The following is a 17975-nucleotide window of genomic DNA, read 5'->3' on the forward strand; positions in this document are numbered from 1 at the left end:
GGGGGAGGGCACGGCGGTGGCATCGCGGCGAACGGCGAGAGCGGGACCGGTCGACCTGGGGCGCGCACCGTTCGCGCCCCAGGTGCTGCGGGAGTACGCGCTGCTCGCCGACGGCGAACGCGGCGTACTGATCGGGCCGCAGGGCGAGTGCGCGTGGATGTGCCTGCCGCGCTGGGAATCCGGCGCGGTCTTCGCGTCGCTGATCGGCGGCGCTGGCGGCTATGCGGTCACACCGCTGACCCGCTTCGTCTGGGGCGGCTGGTACGAGACCGGGTCGCTGATCTGGCACAGCCGCTGGGTGACCGACGAGGGCATCATCGAATGCCGCGAGGCGCTCGCCTACCCGGGGGACCCGCGCACCGCCGTCCTGCTGCGCCGGGTGATCGCGGTGCGCGGCGCCGCCCGGGTCCGGGCCACACTCGAGGTGCGCGCGGACTACGGGTCCCGCCGGATGTCCCGGGTGCAGGCAGCGGACGGGGTGTGGACCGCCCTCTCCGGCGCCGTGCACCTGCGGTGGACCGGCGCACCGCGCGCCACCCGCACGGGCACCGGCCCCCTCGACACCACGATCACCGTGCCGGAGGGCGCCGTGCACGACCTTGTCCTCGAACTGTCCGACCGCACCCTCGGGCCGACGACCCCCGCCGACGAACTGTGGCAGCAGACCGAACAGCAGTGGTCCCGGGTCGTTCCCGACGCAGCCGGGTCGATCGCCACCCGCGACGCGCAGCACGCGCACGCCGTCCTCCGCGGCCTCACTCCCGCCTCCGGCGGCACGGTCGCCGCGGCGACAATGTCGCTGCCGGAGCGGGCCGAGCAGGGCCGCAACTACGACTACCGGTACGCCTGGATCCGGGACGAGTGCTACGTGGGGCAGGCCGCGGCGGCCTCCGGCGGCGACGCCCTCCTCGACCGCACCGTCGCGTTCGTCGCCGAACGACTCCTCGCCGACGGCCCCCACCTGCAACCGGCATACACCGCCAGCGGCGCCCGCGTGCCGGACGAGACCGAACTCCCGCTGCCCGGCTACCCCGGTGGCGGCGCCCGCACCGGAAACTGGGTCAACGGGCAGTTCCAACTCGACACCTTCGGGGAGGCGTTGCTGCTGTTCGGCGCCGCCGGGAGACGCGACCGGCTCGACAGCACCCATCTGCGCGCTGTCGGGCAGGCCGTCACCGCGATCGAGCAGCGGTGGGCGCAACCCGACGCGGGCATCTGGGAACTCGGCGACGCGCGCTGGGCGCATTCACGCCTGATGTGCGCGGCGGGCCTGCGCGGGGTCGCGGGCATCGCGTCCCGCACCGACGCCAGCCGCTGGACCGCGCTCGCCGACGCGATCGTCGCCGATACCGCCGCGACGTGCACCCACCCCTCCGGCCGATGGCAGCGCGCGAACAACGACACCCGCGTCGACTGCGCACTGCTGCTGGCCGCGATCCGCGGCGCCGTCCCGGAGGACGATCCGCGCACCGTCGCCACTTACGAGGCGGTGCGCGCCGAACTCGGCAGCGACGGCTACGTGTACCGCTTCCGGCAGGACGCGCGCCCCCTCCCCGCCGCGGAGGGCGCGTTCCTGCTGTGCGGGTTCCTGATGGCCCTCGCCGCCCACCAGCAGGGACACCCGGTCGAGGCGATGCGCTGGTTTGAACGCAACCGCGCCGCCTGCGGCCCGCCCGGCCTGTTCACCGAGGAGTACGACGTGGACCAACGTCAGCTGCGCGGCAACCTGCCGCAGGCGTTCGTGCACGCCGCCCTGCTCGAATCGTCGGTGCGGCTCGCGCAGCCCTGGACGACGGTGCGGCACTGGCGATGACTCCGGCCGCCGAGGTGTGCCGCCCGCCCGCTACGGGTAGTCCCACCCCGTGCGACGAACCCAGGAGGAGGACGGCATGACCAGAACACGCACCGTCATCGGCGCCGTTGCCGCCGCCGCGATGGCAGCGGCGCTGAGCGCGGGATGCGATTCGGCGGACGGCCCGACCACGCCGGAGGCACCGGTGGTGACACCGGGACACGAGATGCACGACGGCGACGACGACATTCCACCCGGCGACCTCGACGACGACGGCCCGGCATCGACGACCGGCACCGTCCCCGCGGACCAGACCGTGTCCATCGAGAGCCACGCATTCGTGCCCCCCGTGCTCACCGTCCGCCCGGGCGGCGAGGTCACGGTCGGTAACCGGGACGACGTCGAGCATTCCGTCACCTCGGACACCGCCGGATACTTCGACGAGGACGTCGACGGCCGCTCCAACGCCGACTTCACCGCCCCATCGACACCGGGAAGCTACCCGTTCCACTGCACCTACCATCCGGAGATGCGGGGCACCCTGATCGTGCAGTGACACCGCTCGCGGCCGGTCCGCCAGGCAGTCAGGCGCCGGTGAACCGGTCCCACGCGCGGTGCCGGGACAGCGCGTCGGCGAACCGCTCCACCAACTCGGCCGGGAGTTCCTCGGCAGCAGCCCCGGAGGTCACCACGCCGTGCTCGGCGACGACCCCGACATCCTCGGCGAGCGGTTCGCTCACCTCCGCCCGGCGCAGCAGCTCCATCCCGGCCCCGAACGCCGCGATCGGCTTCGCGTGCAGGTACGCCTCGCGGACGAACCGCACCGCGTCCGGGTCGTCGACGAGTGTCGCCACCGCCGTCGGCCCGCACGGCGCGACCACCGCGTCATAGAGCACCGAGTTCATCGTCGCGATCGCACGGTCGGCGCGCAGCGCACCCCCGGACCCGCCAGCGAACTCCGCCTCGGCGGGTCCGAGCACCTCGGTGACCGCCCCCCGGTCGTGCAGCGCCGCGCGCAGCGCCCGCACCCCGACCACGTCCACGCCGTCGGCGGCGAGAATCGCGACCCGCCTCGTCTCGATCCCGGCCGGCTCCTGCCCGGCCTGGGACAGCGCGGGGGAGCGGACGCTGGTGTCGAACAGCAGGTCGTGATCCGGTGCCGCGGACCCGATCAGCGGCGCGACCCGGGCCGCCAGATCGTGATCGATCAGGTTGAGTTCGGCGAGCACCGCCACCCGGACGTCGGCGTCCCGGACCTTGCCAAGCTCGAAGCCAAACGCCGACACGATGTGGTCGCGCTCCACCCCCGACATGCTGTTCCAGAACAGCCGCGGCTGACCGTAGTGGTCGCGGAACTTCTCGGCGCGCACCCGCAGCTTCGGGCCGTCGACGCGCGCACGGTAGTGGGTGAAGGCGCCGTCCGCCGCCAGCGCGGGGCATCCGCCGCCGAGCGTGTTCGTCGAGTAGGCGGTCCGCCCCATCGGGATCCGCTGCTGCCCGTACCCGTCCTGCTGATTGGTCACCACGTCCGCGACCGGGCGGTTCACCGGCAACTGCGCGAAGTTCGGGCCGCCGAGCCGGATCAGCTGAGTGTCGAGGTAGCTGAAGTTGCGGGCCTGCAGCAGCGGGTCGTCGGTGAAGTCGATGCCCGGCACGATGTTCGCGGTGTGAAAGGCGACCTGTTCGGTTTCGGCGAAGAAGTTGTCCGGGTTCCGGTCGAGGACCATCACCCCGACCGGCTGCACCGGCACCTCCTCCTCGGGGACGAGTTTCGTCGCATCGAGCAGGTCGAAGTCGAAGGTGTGCTCGTCCGCCTCCGGGATCAGCTGAACGCCGAGTTCCCACCGCGGATACCCACCCGCCTCGATGGCCTCCCACAGGTCGCGTCGGTTGAAATCCGGGTCGCGGCCCGCGATCTGCTGACACTCGTCCCAGACAAGCGAATGGGTTCCCAGCAGCGGCCGCCAGTGGAATTTGACGAAGGTGCCGCGACCGTCGGCGTCGACAAGGCGGAAGGTGTGTACCCCGAAGCCCTGCATCATCCGGTAGCTGCGCGGGATCGCCCGGTCCGACATCAGCCACATCACCGCGTGCAGCGTCTCGGGCTGGGCTCCGACGAAGTCCCAGAACGTGTCGTGCGCGGACTGCGCCTGCGGGATCTCGTTGTCCGGCTCGGGTTTCACCGCGTGGATCAGGTCGGGGAACTTGATGCCGTCCTGGATGAAGAAGACCGGAAAGTTGTTGCCCACCAGGTCGTGATTGCCCTGCCTGGTGTAGAACTTCGTCGCGAACCCGCGGACGTCCCGGACGGTGTCCGCGGAGCCCCGCGACCCGGCGACCGTGGAGAAGCGCACGAACACCGGCGTCCGCACGTCCGGGTCGGTGAGGAACTCGGCGCGCGTGTACTGGGCCAACCGGTCGTCGTACGGCGCGAAGTGCCCGTAGGCGCCCGCGCCACGGGCATGCACAACCCGCTCCGGTATCCGCTCATGATCGAAATGGGTGAGCTTCTCGCGGAAGTGGAAGTCCTCCAACAGGGTCGGTCCCCGTTCACCCGCGGTGAGCGAATCATCCGTCTGGTCGACGAGGATCGCCTGCTGGGTGGTCAGCCGGGTGTCGCGGCGGTCCAGCCGTGACGGCTCGAGCTGTTCATTCTTCGGGTCGCGCACCGGATCCCGGTCGCGGGGCGATGTGTCCGCCATCGAGCGCACCTCCTGTGTGCTGTCGTGTGACAGCGGACATGCCCCACGGCCGGGCACCGCAAACCCGTCAGGACCGCCTGCGCAACCACCACGGCCAGATCAACCCGACGAAGGCGAACAGCGACGCCACCGCAGCCCCCGCCACCACGCCCCACGCCACGTTCAGCACCACCCCGACGGTGAGGATCACCACGCAGGTCAGCGCGAGCCCGAGCAGCACCACCCCGGCGAGCGCGCATCGATGCGCTGCCGCGACCAGGGGTTGCAGCTTGTGCTGGCGGAACAGGATCCGGTGCATGCCGACCGGAGCGGCCAGCAGCACCGTCGATGCCACCGCCGACAGCACCGCCGCCAGGTACACGCCCCGCTCGAAGTCGGAGAGTCGGTCGAACGTGGATTGGAAGGGGAGGATCAGCAGGAATCCCGTCAGCAACTGCACCCCGGTCTGGGTGACCCGCAACTCCTGCAACAGGCTCGCCCAGTTCCGGTCGAGCTGCTCGGTGGGCGTCTCGTTCCGCGCCGCCCGATCCCAGCCGCCGTCCCGCTCGGGGTGATCGACCGGCGTGCCAGCCGCATCCGCGGACCCTGCACTCATCGCACTTCCCATCACACCACCCGCCAGCCGCCGGTGCCCGGTGAGGCTACCTACCGACTACCCGCCCGGGCCGTCCCGCAAACCCCCAAACCCGCAAACCCGCGCGGCCCCATCCGAATCACCACCGGCTCCGAACCTCCGATGTGGGAGATCGAGTGAATGGCCAGAAGGTACGGCGGATTGCGGTCATCGGAAGTGGGGTGTCCGGGTTGACGGCGGCATGGGTGCTGGCGCACGACGCGGAGGTGACCCTATACGAGGCGCAAACGCGCTTCGGTGGCCACGCGCACACGCACCACCTACCCGTCCGCCCCGGCACCGACACCCGGATCGGGGTCGACTCCGGGTTCATCGTGTACAACGACCGCACCTACCCGACCTTGCTGCATCTGTTCGCCGACCTGGGTGTCGCCACCCAGGAGTCGGACATGTCGATGTCGGTCCGCTGCGAGGGCTGCGGACTCGAGTATGCCGGGGCGAAGGGCCTGGCGGGCCTGTTCGCCGACCCTCGCTCGTTGGCCCGGCCTCGGTACCTAAGGATGCTCGCCGAGATCACCCGCTTCCACCGGCTCGCCCGCATCGAACTCGACCGCAGCGACGGAGACCAGGTGATGCTCGGTGAATTCCTCACCGCGGCACGGTTGTCCCGCTACTTCACTGCCCACTTCATGGTGCCGTTGGTGGCGGCGGTATGGTCGTGCCCGCCGGACGTCGCCCTCGACTACCCGGTCCGGTACCTGCTGACCTTTCTCGAGCATCACGGCATGCTGACCGTGTTCGGGTCACCGACCTGGCGGACCGTCACCGGCGGCTCCGTCCGCTACGTCCAGGCCATCACCGATCGTCTGCACACCGTGCACCGCGGTGTCCCCGTCCGGACCGTCACCCGCACCGCTGCAGGGGTGAACGTCCGCGACGCCGCGGACCGGGTCGAGGAGTTCGACACCGCCGTGGTCGCGACCCACCCGAACGAGGCTCTCGCGTTGCTGGCGGACCCAACATCGGCCGAATGCGAAATCCTCGGCGCGTTGACCTACTCGGTGAATCACACGGTGCTGCACACCGACACGTCCGTGCTGCCGACCCACACGGGGGCGCGGGCGTCCTGGAACTACCGGCTGCCAGCCTGCGCCGCCCGCCCGGACCGGGTACTGGTCAGCTACGACCTCAGCCGGCTGCAGCGACTCGACGCGGCGGTCGACCGCCGGTTCGTGGTCACCCTCGGCGACGGCGACCGCGTCGACCCCGCCGCGGTGATCGACACGATGGTCTACGAACATCCGCAGTACACGCCTCGATTCCTCGCCGCGCAGCAGCGGTTGCCGGAACTGGGTGATCACCGGCTGGTGTTCGCCGGGGCCTACCACGGGTGGGGGTTTCACGAGGACGGGGCACTGTCGGGGGCGGTGGCGGCGCAGCGGCTCGGAGTCCGCTGGGCCAGCCCGATACCTGCGGCCCGACGCACAGCCGGGAGCCCGGTATGAGTGCCCCGCGGATCGTGCGGACCAGGATCCGTCACGTGCGCCAGACCCCGGTCCGGCACGGGTTCGGCTACCGCAGCTACAGCTGGCTCGTCGACCTCGACGACCTACCGAACCTGCCGCGGCCGCTGCGCCCGTTCGCGCGGTTCCGATCCGCCGACCACGTCGGCGACCCGCACCGAACGCTGCGCGAGAACCTGGACGCCTACCTCGCCGAACACGCGATCACCCTGCGTGGGGGTCGGATCCTGATGCTCACCAATGCCCGCGTACTGGGGTTCGTGTTCAACCCGCTGACCCTGTTCTGGTGCCGCGACCGGGTCGGCGCCCCGGTCTGCGTGGTGGCCGAGGTACACAACACCTACGGCGACCGGCACCGGTACCTGCTGCGCCCAGACCGAGATGACTCCGCGACCGTGGCCAAGGCGTTCTATGTGTCCCCGTTCAACGCGGTCTCCGGCGAGTACCGGCTGCACGTTCCCGAACCCACCGGCCAGCTCGGTGTCGCGATCACGTTGCGCGGACCGGACGGCGCCGTCGTGTTCACCGCGACCATGGCCGGACCGGTCCACCCCGCCACCACCGCCATCGTGCTGCGGGCGTTGCTGACGGTACCGGTGGCGCCACTCGCCGTGGCGGTGCGGATCCGATGGCAGGGCCTACGGCTGTGGGCGCGCGGTCTGCCGATCGTTCCCCGACTCCAGGAGGTACCTCGATGACCCTCGACCAGAGCCGAGCCGGGGACAGGCCCGCGCCCGCGGTCTCACCCCGATGGGAAGCCATCGCCCACGTCCCGCGCGGCCCCCGCGCGGTGGTCGGCGCCCCGATCGTGGCGGCACTGTTCCGGCGCGCGGTGGCGGACCTGCCGCTGCGCGTCGAGTACCCGGACGGCGCGGTCCTCGGCTCCGCACCCGAGTCGGGGCCGCGGCTGCTGCTGCACCGGCCCGACGACTTCGTCGCCCGCGTCGCCGCCGGCGGCCTAATCGGGTTCGGGGAGGCGTACATGGCCGGGGACTGGTCGGCGCCCGACCTCGCCGCCGTGCTCACGGTGCTCGCGTCCCGCATCGACACCCTGATCCCGGCCCCACTGCAGCGGCTGCGAGGCACGTGCCTGCCGCGGCACCCGCGCAGTCACCGCGGCACCCGCGCCGGAGCGCGGGCGAACATCGCCCACCACTACGACCTGTCCAACGAATTCTTCGGCCTGTTCCTCGACGAGACGATGACCTACTCGTCGGCCCTGTTCGATGCACTCGATCCGGCTCCGCAGTGGCCGGATCTGGCCGCGGCGCAGCGCCGCAAGATCGACCGTCTCCTCGACGCCGCCCGGGTCGGTCCCGGCACCCGACTGCTCGAGATCGGTACCGGCTGGGGTGAACTGGCGATCCGCGCCGCCCACCGCGGGGCGGTCGTGCATTCGGTCACCCTCTCGCGCGAGCAGCAGTTACTGGCCCGCGAACGGATCGCCGCGGCGGGCCTGGCGGACCGGGTGACCGTCGCGCTGCAGGACTACCGCGACGTCACCGGCAGCTACGATGCGATCGTCTCCGTCGAGATGATCGAGGCCGTCGGCTACGACTATCTGCCGACCTACCTGCGCACCTTCGACCGCCTCCTCGCGGACGGCGGGCGGGTCGCGGTGCAGGCGATCATCATGCGGCACGCCCGGATGCTGGCCACCCGACACACCTACACGTGGGTGCACAAGTACATTTTCCCGGGCGGATTCCTGCCGTCGACGGAGTTGCTCGAGCAGCTCACCGCTGCGCACACCGGGCTGCGGATCGTAGACCGGTTCTCGTTCGGACCGCACTACGCCCACACGCTACGGTTGTGGCTGCACCGGTTCACCGCGCACACCGGCGGCGCCGACGCGCTCGGTTTCGACCGGGTCTTCCGGCGGATGTGGCGGTTGTACCTCGCGTACTCGCAGGCCGGGTTCGCCTCCGGGTACCTCGACGTCCAGCAGTTCGTCCTCGGCCGGGACACCCGGCCGTGACCGCCGCAATGATCGCCGCGGTGACGGGGTGAGGGCCGAGACGCCGGCGGTGCGAGCGCGCGGCGCGGAACAATCCGGTGCCGGCGGGGAGGGTGAGGAGCGCCCGACCCGCGCCGCGGTGTGCGAGGATCGCAGGATGGACAGCCCCCGCCGGAGCGGTGACGACACCGGCGATCCGGTGTCGTGTCCTGTCCCCGCGCACCCAATCCGCGACGACCGTGCCGCAGCGGAACTCGCTTCCCGGCTCGTCGCGATCGCCAGCGGGGACCGGGGCGCGTTCGCCGAATTTTATGACCGCACCAGTACCCGGGTGTTCGGGCTCGCCACCCGAATCGTGCGCAACCCGGCCCTGGCCGAGGAGGTCACCCAGGAGGTGTATCTGCAGGTGTGGACGTCGGCGGCCCGGCAGTACGACCCCGCGTTGGCGAGCCCGATCGGCTGGCTGATGACCCTGACCCACCGGCGCAGCGTGGACCGGGTGCGCTCCGAGCAGTCCGCAAGCGATCGCAACAACGCCTACGGTGCAACGCATTTCGGTCGCGACCACGACACGGTGTCCGAGCAGGTCGAGCAGCAACTCGACGAACAGCGGGTGGCCGATTGCCTCGACACCCTCACCGACACCCAACGCGAGTCGATCGGCCTGGCCTACTACGGCGGCCGCACCTACCGTGAGGTCGCCGACCAACTCGACGTCGCACTACCGACCGTCAAGTCCCGCATCCGCGACGGACTGATCCGACTGAAGAACTGCCTGGGGGTGACCACCGATGCGTGAGAGCAACGCCGACGACGAGCACGACCTGCTCGACCTGGCGCACGTGTACGCCCTCGATGCCGTCTCGGAAGCCGACCGCACCGAGATCGCGGGCCGTCTCGGCGCGGCGGCCCCGCACACCGCGCGCGCCTTCGCCCGGATCGTCGCCGACACTCACGAGACGATGGCCCTGGTCGCCGCGGGTGACGCGGCCGCCCCGCCGCCGGAGCTGCGCGAGCGACTGCTGCGGGCGATCGACACTGAACCCGCCGGTCGAGTCGACGACGAGCTCACCGACCGGCGCACCCAACGGCGCCGACGGATCACCCGGGCGGTGCTCGCCGCCGCCGCTGCCGTCGTCGTCGGAATCGGGACCACGGTCGCGATCCGGCAATTCGACCGGCCGACGTCCCTGCCGACGGTCGAACAGGTGCTCGCCAGCCCCGACGCCCGCACCAGAACCACCGAGGTCGCCGGCGGCAGCATCACCCTCAGCTCCTCCGAGCAGGCCAACGCGGTGGTCGTCGAGATGTCGGACGTGCCGCCGCCACCGGACGGGCACGTCTACCAGATGTGGTTCGTGCCCGATTCCGGCGCGCCGCGCTCGGCGGGCACGATGAGCGCGGCCACGATGCCGCCGCCCGGCGGTGAGGTGATCCCGGCCCTGGATTCGGCCGCCGCGGTCGCCGTCACCGTCGAACCCGGTACCGGTTCGACCCAACCGACCGGGGCCCCGGTGGTGACCATCCCGCTGGCATGACACGGCGGCCCGCCGCCCATCCGGTGCGGCGTCCGCACCGAACCCCTGTCGACCACCTCGACAATCGGCAGGGAACCAGGCCATGACGTGCATGCACCGGCGGTGCCGCCCGGAAGCAACAGGCAGATGACGGCCACGGACCTACTCGACGACGTGCTCGACCGCACCATCGCGGTGGGGTACTCGCGCCTCGGATTCGCGGCCCGGCAGCGGTGCTGGCCTGCAGCGGACCCGGCCCCCGGAGCTCTGACCGGAGCGACGGTGCTCGTCACCGGCGCGAACTCCGGCATCGGGAAGGCCGTCGCCACTGGTGCCGCGGCGCTCGGTGCCACGGTGCTGATGACGGTCCGGGACGTCACCCGCGGTCGGGCGGCCCGCCGGGACGTGCTCGCGGCTGTTCCGGGTGCGGACCTGGTGGTCGAGCGGTGCGACATCTCACGACTGGCGGAGGTGCGGGCGTTCGCCGCGGACCTGTGTGGGCGATGCACCCGAGTGGATTCGGTCATCCACAACGCCGGGGTGCTGCCCGCGCACCGAGCCGAGACCCCAGACGGGCACGAACTGTCCCTGGCCACACACGTGCTCGGCCCGATCCTGCTCACCGAACTGCTGCTCCCCGTACTCGCCGCGGCGCCGGATCCGCGGGTGGTGCTGATGTCCTCCGGCGGCATGTACACCCAGAGGCTGCCGGTCGACGATGTCGAGTACCGCACCGGCGGCTACCGCGGCGCCACCGCGTATGCCCGCAGCAAACGCATCCAGGTCGCGCTGACCCCACTGCTCGGGGAGCGGTGGGGTAGCCCTGCGGTGACGGTCGCGTCGATGCATCCCGGTTGGGCGGACACCCCCGGTCTCGCCGACGCCCTGCCCGGCTTCCGCCGGTTGACGCAGCCGTTGCTGCGAACCCCGGAGCAGGCCGCGGACACCGCGGTGTGGCTGGCCGCCACCACACCCATACCGCCGAACGGTCGGTTCTGGCACGACCGGCGCATCCGTCCCGTTCACTACCTGCCGACCACCCGGTACACCGCCGACGACGTCGAGCGGGTGTGGCGGTACTGCGCCCACGCGGTCGATCTCCCGCATTGATGCACCATCGGGGTAGCTCAGATGCGGGCCAGCTCCCGGCGAAGCCCGCCGGTGCCGCGGTCGAGCAGGCGAGCGACGGCGATCCGAAGGAACGGTTCCGCCCATCGCAGCCAACCCTGGAACGTGAACCGGACACGATAGGTGACCACGGAGCCGTTCGCGTAGGGGTGGACGTTGATCGTGTCGCGGGCGATCAGCGCGGTGTTCTCACCGCGCAACTCGAGCGACGTGTCGGGGGTGAGCGCGACGACCTCGTAGACCAGGTCGCTGGTCCGGCCCGCGAACCGGGACGTGTTCGCGTACCGGGTACCGACACCGCCATCCCCGGAGATCCGCACGGTGCGGACCGTGCCGGGATCCCACCGCTCGGTCGAGGTGAAGTCCGCCAGGTACGCGAACACCGCCTCCGGTCGCGCGTCGGTGGTCAGCCCACGCTGCATGTCGATCATGGCCCTTCCTTTCCTCCAGCGGCACCGCGACTGTGACTGCGGCGCTGCATGTGTGGTTTCATGGCCGACGCCCGTCGTCAGAGGATGGTGACGGTGCGGGTGTGCCATCCACTCGCACCGTCGGGGATCGGTGCGGCCCGCTGCTCGGTCTGCACGGCGCCGCCCCGGTCGGTGGCACGCACCTGCAGGGTGTGGGTTCCGGGGGTGGCCTGCCACCGCCACGTCCACTGCCGCCAGGTGTCGATCGAATACTCCTCGGCGAGGGCGGCTTCCCGCCACGGCCCATCGTCGACGCGGACCTCGACCCGGCCGATACCGCGGTGCTGCGCCCACGCGGTGCCCGCGACCAGCACCTCACCCGCGGCGACCCGGCCGAAGGACGCCGGCACGTCGATGCGGGACGCCGTCTTGATCGGCGCCCGCTCCGCCCAGCCGCGCCGGGTCCAGTACGCGCTGACCCGATCGAATCGGGTGACCTCCCAGTCGACGACCCATTTGGTCGCCGAGACGAACCCGTAGAGCCCCGGCACCACCTGCCGGACCGGGTAGCCGTGCTCGAACGGCAGCGGCTGCCCGTTCATCGTCACCGCGAGGATCGCATCCCGGCCGTCGCGCAACACGGCGATCGGGGTGCCGACGGTGAACCCGTCGACGCTGGTCGAGAGCAGCATGTCGGCGTCGGGGTGCACCCCGGCCTCGTCGAGGAGGTCCCCGATCGGGTACCCGATCCAGGTGGCGTTGCCCGCGAGCGGTCCGCCGACCTCGTTGGAGACGCAGGTCAGGGTGATGGCCCGTTCGATCGGTGTCCGGGCGACGAGATCGTCCCAGTCCAGGGTGATCTCGCGGTCGACCATGCCGTGGATCCGCAGCCGCCAGTCGTCGGTGGTCAGCATCGGCACCTGCAGGGCGGTGTCGATGCGGTAGAACACGTCGTTGCCGGTGACGAACGGGGTGCCGTCCGGGACGGCGATGTCGGCGCCCGGCGGTATCGGCAGCGCCCGGTTCGAGGCGGCCACCGACGGGATCAGGAACGCCATCCGGTTGCGGACCGCTCCGGCGAGGGTGTCCGCGAGCCGCCGTCCTGCCGTCCCCGCCGCGGCAGCCGCTGCGGCCGCGGTCGCCGCGAGGATAAGGAACCTGCGGCGCGAGATTCCCTCGGGGCGTGGTCCGGGTCCGTCGAGCGCACGGGACCGCGCGGTGAGCAGTCGCAGCACGACGATCCCGGCGGCCACACCGACGACGGTCGGCACGGCATCCGCCGCCGTCGCACCGGGGCGGCTCGTCGCCGCGTACACCCCGACCGCCCCGAGGGCGAGGAGGATCGCGCTGCCGTACGGGCGGCGCGTCCGCTCGACGGTGCCGGCGACCGCCGCGAGGACCACGATCAGGACGCTCATGCCGATGAATAGCGCTGGCTTGTCGTTGGTTCCGAATGTGGAGATCGCGAACTCGCGCGCCCACGCGGGGCTCCGGTCGACCGTCGTCGCTCCGACCGCGAAGAACGGGGACGAGCCGGAACCGGTGGGCGCCGCCACCAGCTCACCCACGCCGAGCACCACCGCCGCGGCGAGTATCCCGGACAGGGCGCGCGCCGGGATCGTGCGCCACCGCGACACTGCCGCGGTCGGTTCTCGGTGCGTCTGCGTCTCCATGTGAACGGTTCGCAGCGGCAGCGGAATCGGATGGGTCACGATCGCCAGCGAGGCCGGGCCGGAAGATTCTCGCGACGTTCACCCATCCGCGCCGCAAGCTGCCCCGAAACCCTGGCGACACCGGGACATCAGCGCAGTGCTGAACCCGCCCAGAGAACGATGAAAGTGGGAATCACGATGAACGCGCACCGCACCTCAGCCGCCGCCGTCAGCCTCGCCGCCGCGGCGGTCCTCGGGCTCTCGGCCTGTTCGTCCGGCAGCGACACCGCCACCACGACCGAACCGATGACGCCCACGCAGACCACCGGGTCGATGGCGGCCGAGCCCGCCGCGGGCCTGGTCGGGCCGGGCTGCGCCGCATACGCCGCGCAGGTGCCCACCGGCGCCGGCTCCGTCGAGGGCATGGCGCAGGACCCCGTCGCCGTGGCCGCCTCGAACAATCCGATGCTGACCACCCTCACCCAGGCCGTCTCGGGACAGCTGAACCCGAACGTGAACCTCGTCGACACCCTTAACGGCGGACAGTTCACCGTCTTCGCACCCGTCGACTCCGCCTTCGCGAAGATCGACCCGGCCACCATCGACGCCCTGAAGACCGATTCGGCGACACTGACGAAAATCCTCACCTACCACGTCGTTCCGGGCCAGCTCGCCCCCGCCGACGTCGACGGCACCCACACCACCGCCGAAGGTGCGACCGTCACCGTCACCGGATCCGGTGACGCCCTCAAGGTCAACGACGCCGCCGTCGTGTGCGGTGGGGTCAAGACCGCCAACGCCACCGTCTACCTGATCGATTCGGTCCTGATGCCACCGGCCCAATGAACGCGAACCCCACGGCCCGGCTCCAGGAAACTGGACCGGTGAACTCCGTCGACCTGATCTGGTTCCGCCGCGACCTACGCCTGTACGACCTGCCGACTCTGCTGACCGCCGCCGACTCGGCGAACACGGCGGCGGCGGTGTTCGTTCTCGACGACACGCTGCTTCGTCCCGGGCCGCGCCGCGTTTTCCTCGAAGGCTGCCTACGCAGTCTCGACGAGGCCCTCGGGGGGCGCCTGCTCGTCACCCGCGGCGATCCCGTTGCGGTGATCCCGGCCCTGGTCCGGGAACTCGGGGCGGGCGCGGTGCACGTCTCCGCGGACTTCGCCCCGTACGGGTCCCGCCGCGACCGGGCCGTCGAGGCGGCGCTCGGCGACGTCCCGTTGGTGCGGACCGGGTCGCCGTATGCCGTCGCACCCGGTCGGGTCCGCAAGCCGGACGGCACCCCGTACAGGGTGTTCACCCCGTTCCGGCGGGGCTGGCTCGAGCACGGTTGGCGGCCACCCGCGGACACCGGGCCGGCTACGGTGTCCTGGCTCGACCCGGCGGGACTGGATATGCGGGTGCCGATCCCGGCCGGCGACGACGAGTCCGTCGGATTGCCGTCGGCGGGGGAGACGGCGGCACTGACTCGGTGGCGGGAGTTCCGCGACGACGGTCTCGACCGGTATCACCTGGACCGGGACCGCCCGGACCTCGACGGAACCACCCGGCTGTCCCCCTATCTGAAGTTCGGGTGTCTGCACCCGCGCACGCTCCTGCAGGACCTGGCCTCCTGTTCCGACGAGGGGTCGACGACGCTGCGTAGCGAACTGTGCTGGCGTGAGTTCTACGCGGACGTGCTCCATCACCGGCCCGACACGGCCCGCGCCAACTTCGATCCACGCTTCGACGCACTGCGCTACGACACCGGTCCCGACGCGGATCGTGCGTTCGAGGCGTGGACGCAGGGCCGGACCGGGTTCCCGTTCGTCGACGCAGGCATGCGGCAACTGCTCGCGCAGGGCTGGATGCACAACCGGGTCCGGATGATCGTCGCGTCCTTCCTGACCAAGGATCTGCACCTGCCGTGGTGGTGGGGTGCCCGGCATTTCATGGCGCATCTCGTCGACGGCGACCTCGCTTCGAACCAGCATGGCTGGCAGTGGGCCGCCGGGTGCGGCACCGACGCCGCGCCGTACTTCCGGGTGTTCAATCCGACCGCCCAGGGGGAGAAGTTCGACCCGGACGGCGACTACGTGCGGCGTTGGGTACCGGAACTGCGTGCCGTCCCGGGCAGACGGGTGCACCGCCTGCCGGACGGCCACCCGATCGGGTACCCGGATCCGATCGTCGACCACGTCCACGAACGGCACGACGCCCTGGCACGCTATGCGGAGCTCTTCGCACGCTCGTGAACCATCCGGAGGTTGGGTGGTGTCGAACCACCCTCACCGAGATACCGCCACCAGGGAGGTGCCGTGGGGATCGAGTTCAGCAGTGTCGTCTACGAAACGCGTGAGCATGTGTTCGGCTGGCATAACCGCCCGGGCGCTGTCCGGCGACTGTTGCCGCCGTGGCAGCCGCTGACGGTCGTCGAGGAGGCATCGTCGCTGGCCGACGGACGTGCCGTGCTGGGACTTCCGGGTGGTCTGCAGTGGATCGCGGACCACGAACGCTGCGGATACGATCCGCCCTCCCGTTTCGTCGACACGCTCGGCCACGACGGTGCCTGGTCGTTTCCCGCTCGACTGATCGGGTCGTGGCGGCACGAGCACCGGTTCGAGGACGCGGGCGGTGGCGGCACCCGCGTCGTCGATCGCGTCGACACCCCGGTTCCCGGTGCACTGCTCCGGCAGACGTTCCGGTACCGGCACCGCCAGCTCGCGCAGGACCTGGCCGCTCACCGGTGGGCCCGCGAACACCGGGCGCCGCCGACGACGGTGGCGGTGACCGGGGCCTCCGGGCTGATCGGCACCGCACTGACCGCGTTCCTGTCCACCGGCGGCCACCGGGTGATCCGGCTGGTGCGCCGCGACCCGCGCGGCGACACCGAACGTCGGTGGGATCCGGATGCGCCGGCTCCCGGCCTGCTCGACGGGGTCGACGCGGTGGTGCACCTGGCCGGGGCGTCGATCGCGGGCCGGTTCACCGAGGCGCACAAGGTCGTGGTGCGCGGCAGCCGCATCGACCCGACCCGACGACTGGCCGAGTGTGCGGCCGCCGCGGCGGACGGCCCGGCGACGTTCGTGAGTGCCTCGGCGATCGGCCTGTACGGATACGACCGGGGGAGCGACGAACTCGACGAGTCCGCTGCCCGCGGTGGCGGGTTCCTCGCCGACGTGGTCGCCGACTGGGAGGCGGCGACCGCGCCCGCGACGGCGGCGGGACTGCGGGTGGTCACCGTGCGCACCGGCATCGTGCAGACACCCCGCGGCGGCACCCTGCGGCTGCTGCGCCCGCTGTTCGCCGCCGGCTTCGGCGGCCGGCTCGGCAGCGGCCGGCAGTGGGTGTCGTGGATCGACCTCGACGACCTGCTCGACGTCTACCTGCGCGCCCTGGTGGACCCGGGGGTGCGGGGACCGGTGAACGCGGTCAGCCCGTATCCGGTCCGCAACACCGAGTACACCCGCACCCTCGCCCGGATCCTGCACCGGCCGGCGTTGCTGCCGGTGCCGCGGTTCGGGCCGGCGCTGCTGCTCGGGGAGCAGGGGACCCGCGAGCTCGCCGAAGCCGGTCAGCGTGCCGTTCCGCAGGTCCTGCTCGACGTCGGGCACCGGTTCCGGCGCCCGACCCTCGAACAGTGCCTGCGCCACCAACTCGGGCACCTGCAGGAGTTCCCGTGACCGCCGCGCGCGGAACCGACACCCCGTTGCTGGTATTGGTCACCGGCGCCACCGGATACATCGGCGGCCGCCTCGCGCCACGTCTCGTCGACGCCGGGCACCGTGTGCGGGCCCTCGCCCGCCACCCCGACAAGATCAGCGACGTACCCTGGGCTGCGGACGTGGAGGTCGTTCGCGGAGACCTGGCAGACCTGAGCTCCCTCGAAACCGCGTGCCGTGGCGTCGACGTCGTCTATTACCTTGTCCATTCGATGGCTGGCGGTGGCGAGTTCGTCGACGCCGAACGTCTCGGCGCGCAGAACCTCGCCGCCGCGGCCCGCGGCGCTGGCGTGCGCCGCATCGTTTACCTCGGCGGCCTGCACGCGGACTCGGACCGGCTGTCGACGCACCTGCGCTCCCGTCGCCAGGTCGGGCAGATCCTGATCGGCTCCGGGGTGCCGGTCCTCGTGCTGCAGGCGGGGGTGGTCATCGGATCAGGTTCGGCGTCGTTCGAGATGGTCCGGCACCTGACCGACCGGCTGCCGGTAATGACTACGCCACGCTGGGTAAACAACCGCGTCCAGCCGATCGCGGTCCGCGACGTGCTGCACTATCTGCTCGCCGCCGCAACCGCACCGCTGGTGCGGAGCCGCACCTACGACATCGGCGGCCCGGACGTGTTGCGGCACGGCGAGATGATGCAGATCTACGCGGAGGTCGCTGGTCTGCACCCGTGCCGGATCCTTGTCCTGCCGGTGCTTACCCCCAGACTCGCCGGGCTGTGGATCGGGCTGGTCACCCCGATTCCGTCCGGCCTCGGTCGAACGGATCGAACGCCCTCTCCTGCTGCGGCTGCGCGCGGAGATGCGCACTCCCGGCGGCGCCTGGCTCGAGTGGCGACTCGACGCACCCGACCCCGGCACCACCATGCTGCGACAGCGGGCGGTCTTCGTCCCGAAAGGGCTTGCCGGGCAGCACTACTGGTATTCGTTACTGCCGTTTCACGGTGTCATCTTCACCGGCATGCTCGCGAACATGGCTGGCGCAGCCCGGACCGGCCGATGAGCATCCCG

The 17975-nt window shown here is 71.3% G+C and carries 15 protein-coding genes and 1 pseudogene; 12 read left to right on the forward strand and 4 right to left on the reverse strand.

What is annotated here, in order from left to right; translation table 11 throughout:
• Window positions 1–16: 16 nt before the first annotated feature.
• Together ACWF62_RS08930 and ACWF62_RS08935 are read left to right on the forward strand one after the other, a co-directional pair.
• Window positions 17–1813 carry a glycoside hydrolase family 15 protein gene (locus ACWF62_RS08930; protein WP_452629875.1) on the forward strand — a complete coding sequence of 599 codons (1797 nt, stop codon included), beginning with the start codon at window positions 17–19 and terminating at the stop codon, window positions 1811–1813.
• 76 nt (window positions 1814–1889) lie between these two features.
• Window positions 1890–2348, forward strand: coding sequence for a cupredoxin domain-containing protein (locus tag ACWF62_RS08935; RefSeq protein WP_378507200.1), 459 nt, complete (start codon window positions 1890–1892; stop codon window positions 2346–2348).
• A gap of 28 nt (window positions 2349–2376) precedes the next feature.
• Here ACWF62_RS08935 and ACWF62_RS08940 read toward each other — a convergent pair whose 3' ends face one another.
• Together ACWF62_RS08940 and ACWF62_RS08945 are read right to left on the reverse strand one after the other, a co-directional pair.
• On the reverse strand, window positions 2377–4494 hold the full coding sequence (locus ACWF62_RS08940) for a catalase (RefSeq protein WP_452629876.1): 2118 nt from the start codon (window positions 4492–4494) through the stop codon (window positions 2377–2379).
• 67 nt (window positions 4495–4561) lie between these two features.
• Window positions 4562–5089 (reverse strand): DUF6328 family protein, encoded by a 528-nt coding sequence (locus ACWF62_RS08945; protein ID WP_452629877.1) that lies wholly within the window; start codon window positions 5087–5089, stop codon window positions 4562–4564.
• Between the two features lie 155 nt (window positions 5090–5244).
• Between ACWF62_RS08945 and ACWF62_RS08950 the strand changes: the two genes are divergently transcribed.
• From ACWF62_RS08950 to ACWF62_RS08975, 6 genes are all read left to right on the forward strand, one after another.
• Window positions 5245–6573, forward strand: coding sequence for an NAD(P)/FAD-dependent oxidoreductase (locus tag ACWF62_RS08950; protein ID WP_452629878.1), 1329 nt, complete (start codon window positions 5245–5247; stop codon window positions 6571–6573).
• Window positions 6570–7289, forward strand: coding sequence for a DUF1365 domain-containing protein (locus ACWF62_RS08955; protein ID WP_452629879.1), 720 nt, complete (start codon window positions 6570–6572; stop codon window positions 7287–7289). Before ACWF62_RS08950 ends, ACWF62_RS08955 begins: the two co-directional genes overlap by 4 nt.
• Window positions 7286–8569 carry a class I SAM-dependent methyltransferase gene (locus ACWF62_RS08960; RefSeq protein ID WP_452629881.1) on the forward strand — a complete coding sequence of 428 codons (1284 nt, stop codon included), beginning with the start codon at window positions 7286–7288 and terminating at the stop codon, window positions 8567–8569. Before ACWF62_RS08955 ends, ACWF62_RS08960 begins: the two co-directional genes overlap by 4 nt.
• A gap of 136 nt (window positions 8570–8705) precedes the next feature.
• Complete coding sequence (sigK, locus tag ACWF62_RS08965) at window positions 8706–9347, forward strand: ECF RNA polymerase sigma factor SigK (protein ID WP_452629882.1); 642 nt, start codon at window positions 8706–8708, stop codon at window positions 9345–9347.
• Window positions 9340–10086, forward strand: a complete 747-nt coding sequence (locus ACWF62_RS08970) for an anti-sigma factor (RefSeq protein ID WP_452629883.1) — start codon at window positions 9340–9342, stop codon at window positions 10084–10086. Before sigK ends, ACWF62_RS08970 begins: the two co-directional genes overlap by 8 nt.
• A 126-nt stretch (window positions 10087–10212) precedes the next feature.
• Window positions 10213–11175: an SDR family NAD(P)-dependent oxidoreductase gene (locus ACWF62_RS08975; protein WP_452629884.1), complete on the forward strand. Its 963-nt coding sequence runs from the start codon at window positions 10213–10215 to the stop codon at window positions 11173–11175.
• A 17-nt stretch (window positions 11176–11192) separates the two neighbouring features.
• On the opposite strand, the gene ACWF62_RS08980 is transcribed toward ACWF62_RS08975, so the two are convergent.
• Both ACWF62_RS08980 and ACWF62_RS08985 read right to left on the reverse strand, forming a co-directional pair.
• Window positions 11193–11624 carry an SRPBCC family protein gene (locus ACWF62_RS08980; protein ID WP_452629886.1) on the reverse strand — a complete coding sequence of 144 codons (432 nt, stop codon included), beginning with the start codon at window positions 11622–11624 and terminating at the stop codon, window positions 11193–11195.
• 77 nt (window positions 11625–11701) lie between these two features.
• Complete coding sequence (locus ACWF62_RS08985; RefSeq protein WP_452629919.1) at window positions 11702–13276, reverse strand: molybdopterin-dependent oxidoreductase; 1575 nt, start codon at window positions 13274–13276, stop codon at window positions 11702–11704.
• A gap of 177 nt (window positions 13277–13453) precedes the next feature.
• Between ACWF62_RS08985 and ACWF62_RS08990 the strand changes: the two genes are divergently transcribed.
• The 4 genes and pseudogenes from ACWF62_RS08990 to ACWF62_RS09005 all read left to right on the forward strand — a co-directional run bounded on the left by ACWF62_RS08990 (window position 13454) and on the right by ACWF62_RS09005 (window position 17967).
• Window positions 13454–14101, forward strand: a complete 648-nt coding sequence (locus ACWF62_RS08990; RefSeq protein ID WP_452629921.1) for a fasciclin domain-containing protein — start codon at window positions 13454–13456, stop codon at window positions 14099–14101.
• Window positions 14098–15495, forward strand: a complete 1398-nt coding sequence (locus tag ACWF62_RS08995; RefSeq protein ID WP_452629887.1) for a cryptochrome/photolyase family protein — start codon at window positions 14098–14100, stop codon at window positions 15493–15495. Before ACWF62_RS08990 ends, ACWF62_RS08995 begins: the two co-directional genes overlap by 4 nt.
• A 63-nt stretch (window positions 15496–15558) precedes the next feature.
• The gene (locus ACWF62_RS09000) at window positions 15559–16923 is read left to right on the forward strand and encodes a TIGR01777 family oxidoreductase (protein ID WP_452629888.1); all 1365 of its coding nucleotides are present in this window, start codon (window positions 15559–15561) and stop codon (window positions 16921–16923) included.
• Window positions 16920–17967: pseudogene (locus ACWF62_RS09005) on the forward strand (DUF2867 domain-containing protein). The gene ACWF62_RS09000 and the pseudogene ACWF62_RS09005 overlap by 4 nt, the downstream one beginning before the upstream one ends.
• Window positions 17968–17975 lie beyond the last annotated feature (8 nt).

Source organism: Rhodococcus sp. NPDC054953 (genome assembly GCF_053609225.1).

Coding starts and splice junctions, on each gene's coding strand:
- ACWF62_RS08935 (WP_378507200.1), top strand. CDS start 1,890: ATGACCAGAACACGCACCGTCATCGGCGCCGTTGCCGCCGCCGCGATG.
- ACWF62_RS08940 (WP_452629876.1), bottom strand. CDS start 4,494: ATGGCGGACACATCGCCCCGCGACCGGGATCCGGTGCGCGACCCGAAG.
- ACWF62_RS08945 (WP_452629877.1), bottom strand. CDS start 5,089: ATGAGTGCAGGGTCCGCGGATGCGGCTGGCACGCCGGTCGATCACCCC.
- ACWF62_RS08955 (WP_452629879.1), top strand. CDS start 6,570: ATGAGTGCCCCGCGGATCGTGCGGACCAGGATCCGTCACGTGCGCCAG.
- ACWF62_RS08960 (WP_452629881.1), top strand. CDS start 7,286: ATGACCCTCGACCAGAGCCGAGCCGGGGACAGGCCCGCGCCCGCGGTC.
- sigK (WP_452629882.1), top strand. CDS start 8,706: ATGGACAGCCCCCGCCGGAGCGGTGACGACACCGGCGATCCGGTGTCG.
- ACWF62_RS08970 (WP_452629883.1), top strand. CDS start 9,340: ATGCGTGAGAGCAACGCCGACGACGAGCACGACCTGCTCGACCTGGCG.
- ACWF62_RS08975 (WP_452629884.1), top strand. CDS start 10,213: ATGACGGCCACGGACCTACTCGACGACGTGCTCGACCGCACCATCGCG.
- ACWF62_RS08980 (WP_452629886.1), bottom strand. CDS start 11,624: ATGATCGACATGCAGCGTGGGCTGACCACCGACGCGCGACCGGAGGCG.
- ACWF62_RS08985 (WP_452629919.1), bottom strand. CDS start 13,276: ATGGAGACGCAGACGCACCGAGAACCGACCGCGGCAGTGTCGCGGTGG.
- ACWF62_RS08990 (WP_452629921.1), top strand. CDS start 13,454: ATGAACGCGCACCGCACCTCAGCCGCCGCCGTCAGCCTCGCCGCCGCG.
- ACWF62_RS08995 (WP_452629887.1), top strand. CDS start 14,098: ATGAACGCGAACCCCACGGCCCGGCTCCAGGAAACTGGACCGGTGAAC.